This window comes from Collinsella sp. AM24-1, assembly GCF_003470325.1.
Lineage (GTDB): Bacteria > Actinomycetota > Coriobacteriia > Coriobacteriales > Coriobacteriaceae > Collinsella.
Map to the genome: position 1 here is coordinate 1 of NZ_QRHM01000041.1, position 4450 is coordinate 4450.

Here is a 4450-nt window from a genome sequence, read left to right on the forward strand (position 1 = left end):
ATTGATAAGATAACGTGCCTGTGAGGGCTTCCGGGATGGGTCTCCGCGAGGGGGCTTTTTCTTTGGCTCTAGGTGTACAATAAAATCATTGATAAGATAACGTGCCTGTGAGGGCTTCCGGGATGGGTCTCCGCGAGGGGGCTTTTTCTTTGGCTCTAGGTGTACAATAAAATCATTGATAAGATAACGTGCCTATGAGGGCTTCCGGGATGGGTTGGTGAGCGGGTTGTCTCTTGAGTCTGTTCTTCTCGAATACGGGGCTTCCGAGGTGTCGGCCATGGGAGTCTACTCGGACATCTTCCAGCTCGGCGATGGCTTCATCCAGACGGAGGGCGAGCCGGGCGGGCTGCACAAGGCCAACCCGATAATCCTCGGCTCGTTCGGCGGGCATTACGATAGCGACGGGAAGCTCGTCGGAGACAGGAGACGCCGCCGAATCCTGTTCGAGGACACGTTCGAGGAGACCCTTGCCGAGTTCCGCGATGCGAACTGGGCGATAACGAACGGTCTCACCTACTGGGGCAGGGCGAACACCGCCGACGCGCAGAGCAAGATGTGCGCCATGATTTTCGACCTCGACGGGCAGGATGACGGCACGCTCACGGCCTTCCTGTACAACTGCCGAAGCGACTACCCCGTTTATCCCGAGCCGAACTACATCATCCTGAGCGGCCACAACGTTCATCTGTACTACGTCCTCGAGGAACCCGCCGACCTATACCCGAACACCAAGAGCCTGCTGAAGGACATGAAGTACCACCTGACCGACAGGATGTGGAACAAGCATACGTCGAGGGAATGGGAGCACCCGCAGCATCAGGGCATCAACCAAGGGTTCCGCGTCATCGGCGGCAAGACGAAGGACGGCGGCACGGTCAGGGCGTTCGCGGTCAACACGCACCCCTTCTCGCTCGAAGAGCTGAACGACTTCCTTCCCCCGGAACAGCAGGTAGACCTGTCGAAGAAGTGGAGGGAGACGAGGTACACGCTCGAACAGGCCAAGGAGAGATTCCCCGAGTGGTACGAGAAGGTCATCGTCGGCGGCGGACGCGCCGACGGCTCGTGGGATGCCAAGGAAGACCTCTACAACTGGTGGCTGCGCAAGATACGCGCGGGTGCGACGTTCAGCCATAGGTACTTCTGCCTGATGGCTCTGGCGATATACGCCGTGAAGTGCGGCATCACCGACCGCGAACGCGTCAAGGCGGACATGGATTCGCTGGTGCCGTTCCTGGATTCGGTAGACACCGAGCACCCGTTCGGCAACGACCATGAGGTCGAGAACGCTCTCGAATGCCTCGACCTTCGGTACAAGAAGTTCCCCATCAAGGACTTGGAGAGGATATCGGGAATAGCGATCCCGAAAAACAAGCGGAACTACAGGAAGCAGCCACAGCACATGGAGTATCTAAACGGGCTGCGCAAGATGCGTCGCGACGTTCTCGGCGAGAACGAGTATGAAAACAGCGGTCGGCCAAAGGGAAGCGGTGAAAAGTGTGAGTTGATTCGCTCCTATGCCCGCGAGCATCCCGGTGCCAGCCACTCAGAAATAGCCAAGGCGCTTGGCATATCTCGTACGACCGTGATTAAGTGGCTGAGGGACTGGAAGCGCGACACCGACGGCCTGCCGGACGGCGCGTGGTACGAGGACGGTCATATCCACGTCGATATGACGGAGCCGGAAATCAAGGCGGGTGAGTGATATGGCAACGAAGCCTTGGCGCTTCACCATCGAGTTCGATGAGGAGAAGGCAAAAAGGAATGGCTACAACGTAGATGACCTCTACGATTGCGTGGGAGCATACGCGGAGCAAATGGGTAACGTCCGCATCGGTCTTGGCACTTGGCAGGCAAAGAACCGCGAGGTGCAGTTCGGAGCGCAGTGTCCTGTTTGCGCCGCCCTTTCTAAACAGCCTTGGGTCATGCGGAACATTAAGTCATGGCGCACCTATGAGGACATGAATGAACCGGAGGGCGAAGACTACCTACAGGTAATCCGGGATATCAGCCCGGAACGCATTTTCGATTAGGGACTGGGAAGGGAAACACCGATGTGGTTGAATACGTGCCAGACGTTTTGCCAGACACTTTGCCAGACTGGAGCCGACGGTGGCCAAGGTTAAGAAGACATTCCGAATCGAGGAAGACATATACGATGAACTGGTGGAACTCTCCACCGAATGGAGTGTGTCGCAGGGTGCTGCCGTCGAGCGTGCCATACGATTTGCCAGACAGATTGCCAGCGCTGCCGACGGCGGTGAATCGACGGAATCGACGGCGGTGTCCGCGCTGGTTGCCCAACTCGCCGTCAAGGATTCCCAGCTCGCCAAGAAGGACGAGCAGATAGCCAAGCTCATGGAGACCGTGGCCGACAGCACCAAGGCCGTGCAGGGCGCTCAGGCGCTCCACCACGAGACCGCCCAGACGCTCGCGCTGGAATCGACCGAGCAGAAGCTGAGCCGCTGGCAAAGGCTCAGGAGGGCTTGGAGGGGCTAGCCATGAAGCTCTGACCCAAATTACAACAGGGTCGCCGGCAGGAAAGGGGAGCCTTCAAGGCTCCCCTTTCTGTTAGCTCCCCTGCTGCTTTACGCTATGGCCATGAGACCATCGGCGAGGATTCCGCGGGCATACGCACCCGTCGACTTGCCCTCGGCCTTCGCTTCCTTCTCAAGAGCCCGCTTCATCGCAACTGGAACCTTGAGGGACAGCGTCACCGTCTCGGGCGCTGCTTTCGGGAGTTTCCCCTCGACGATTTCGCCTACATTCACCCATCCGCTTGGCCACTCGTCGCGTTCGAGAGCGCTTTCCCAATCGGCAATCATCTCATCGGTAACGACCTTGCCGTTCTCGGCAACGATTCCGTTCATGTCTACCTCCATCCCAGCTCACGCTTGAACTTCTTCGTCGGCGGCACCATCGCGTGGAACACGCACCAAACGCCGTCGATATCCATGAATCCAATCAGCTCGGCAAACCTCCCGTCGGGAAGCGAGCCGACCGAAATCCAGAGCGGCGGGTCATCCGTGCCGTTTCGCTGACGGCACCTAATCGGGTTCTCCCACGCATACGCGACTTCCTCGCTGGTAAGCCCGTGCTTGAGGGCGTTCCCATGCACTCTGACCATTGCCGTTCTCCTTTCTTCCCCAATAAGTATACCAGATGGGTATACCTGATTAAAGCACCTGATTATCGATCGGTCGCGCTGGGGCTTCGTGGCCGTCAAGCTCCCTGCGGGCACCCCTCATATCCCCGGCTTCATCGAGCAGAGACCACTCGCCCATCTCCCTCGACAGCCCCTCCATCTCCACGACCTTCTCCCTGGCACCGTTGACGAGCACCTTCTCCGCTCGTCTGCCGTCACGTGCCGTCATGAAGTCGCGACCTGCCGCGAGTGCGGCCTTGCAGATAGGGTTCTCGGCGAACTCGGCGAGCTTGGCCTTGAAGCTCCCGAGGAAGCCGCGCACCGACAGGCACTCGGCTATCTGCGCCAGCTCGGCCTTGATGCGCTCGAACCTCGCGGCGAAGCCCTCGACCTGCGACCTGCACTCGGCGAGCTGCGCCCTGGTGGATGCAAGCTCCTCCCGTGCCGCTTCGAGCTGCTCGGCCTTCTCGTCCAGCTCGGCCTGAACTCGGCGGCTCTCGGCCTTGTATTCGGCCACGGACTTGTGCCGCCTTGCCGGTTGACCCTCCAAGCGCTTCTCACCCCTAGAAAGGCCGTACAGCGCCCCTACGCGCCCATAGAACCTGTCCTGCATCGCACCGAGCGCCGCCTTGTCAGGGAAGAACCCCTTCCACGAGAGCTTGCCGTCTTTCAGCGGCACGAAGCCGAAGTGGGCGTGCGGGGTCTCCTCGTCCATATGCACCGTGAAGTGCACCAGATTCGACTCCCCGAACTCCTCGCGGCAGAATCCGAGCGCGTCCTCGAAGAAGTCCCTCACCTCCTCGGCGCTCGCGCCCTCGAAGAACTCCGGGCTTGCCGTCACGATGCCCTCGACGAGTCTCACGGCATCCTTGCGCACCTTGCGGGTGCCCCTGTAGCCCGCGTCAATCCTCGCCTGAATCTCGCCCTCGTAGTCGGCGTGCGGGCACATCTCGCGGTTCAGCCGGGTTCGGAATTGGTCAATGTCCGGGTTCGTGTGCTTTCCCGGCTCGCGGTCGTTGTGGTACTGCATGGCACCTATCTTGGCACCCTTGCACTTCTGGACTCGAAGGATTGCGTACTGCTTACCCATCGGCGGCGGCACCTCCCGACTTTTGGAACAAAAGGGTAACGCACTCCCCTTTTCATCATGAAAAGGGGTGCGCCGACAGTGTACCACCGTCGGTTCTCCGCGACTTAGGGTCGCTCCGCAGACCACATGAATGTGGTCTTTGGCACCGCACGCGGCGGCGCGTGCGGGTTCGTGAAGGCCGTCAGGGTTCGGGGTTCGGGGTTCGGGGGGGGGGGGGG

The 4450-nt window shown here is 60.0% G+C and carries 6 protein-coding genes; 3 read left to right on the forward strand and 3 right to left on the reverse strand.

Annotated features, from left to right (window positions below; translation table 11 throughout):
* Positions 1-277: 277 nt before the first annotated feature.
* The 3 genes from DW661_RS09820 (at position 278) to DW661_RS09830 (ending at position 2496) form a co-directional block, all read left to right on the forward strand.
* The gene (locus tag DW661_RS09820; RefSeq protein ID WP_118935464.1) at positions 278-1702 is read left to right on the forward strand and encodes a helix-turn-helix domain-containing protein; all 1425 of its coding nucleotides are present in this window, start codon (positions 278-280) and stop codon (positions 1700-1702) included.
* 1 nt (position 1703) lies between these two features.
* Positions 1704-2030, forward strand: coding sequence for a hypothetical protein (locus tag DW661_RS09825; protein ID WP_118935465.1), 327 nt, complete (start codon positions 1704-1706; stop codon positions 2028-2030).
* 79 nt (positions 2031-2109) lie between these two features.
* Entirely contained in the window at positions 2110-2496 is a 387-nt protein-coding gene (locus tag DW661_RS09830) for a hypothetical protein (RefSeq protein WP_118935466.1), read from the forward strand.
* A gap of 89 nt (positions 2497-2585) precedes the next feature.
* Here DW661_RS09830 and DW661_RS09835 read toward each other — a convergent pair whose 3' ends face one another.
* From DW661_RS09835 to mobV, 3 genes are read right to left on the reverse strand one after another with little or no spacing between them, the layout of a single operon-like run.
* Positions 2586-2867, reverse strand: a complete 282-nt coding sequence (locus DW661_RS09835) for a hypothetical protein (RefSeq protein WP_118935467.1) — start codon at positions 2865-2867, stop codon at positions 2586-2588.
* Positions 2868-2869: 2 nt separating this feature from the next.
* Entirely contained in the window at positions 2870-3124 is a 255-nt protein-coding gene (locus DW661_RS09840; protein WP_117843712.1) for a hypothetical protein, read from the reverse strand.
* 49 nt (positions 3125-3173) lie between these two features.
* On the reverse strand, positions 3174-4232 hold the full coding sequence (mobV, locus tag DW661_RS09845; RefSeq protein WP_118935468.1) for a MobV family relaxase: 1059 nt from the start codon (positions 4230-4232) through the stop codon (positions 3174-3176).
* Between the last annotated feature and the right edge of the window lie 218 nt (positions 4233-4450).

Coding starts and splice junctions, on each gene's coding strand:
- DW661_RS09820 (WP_118935464.1), top strand. CDS start 278: ATGGGAGTCTACTCGGACATCTTCCAGCTCGGCGATGGCTTCATCCAG.
- DW661_RS09825 (WP_118935465.1), top strand. CDS start 1,704: ATGGCAACGAAGCCTTGGCGCTTCACCATCGAGTTCGATGAGGAGAAG.
- DW661_RS09835 (WP_118935467.1), bottom strand. CDS start 2,867: ATGAACGGAATCGTTGCCGAGAACGGCAAGGTCGTTACCGATGAGATG.
- DW661_RS09840 (WP_117843712.1), bottom strand. CDS start 3,124: ATGGTCAGAGTGCATGGGAACGCCCTCAAGCACGGGCTTACCAGCGAG.
- mobV (WP_118935468.1), bottom strand. CDS start 4,232: ATGGGTAAGCAGTACGCAATCCTTCGAGTCCAGAAGTGCAAGGGTGCC.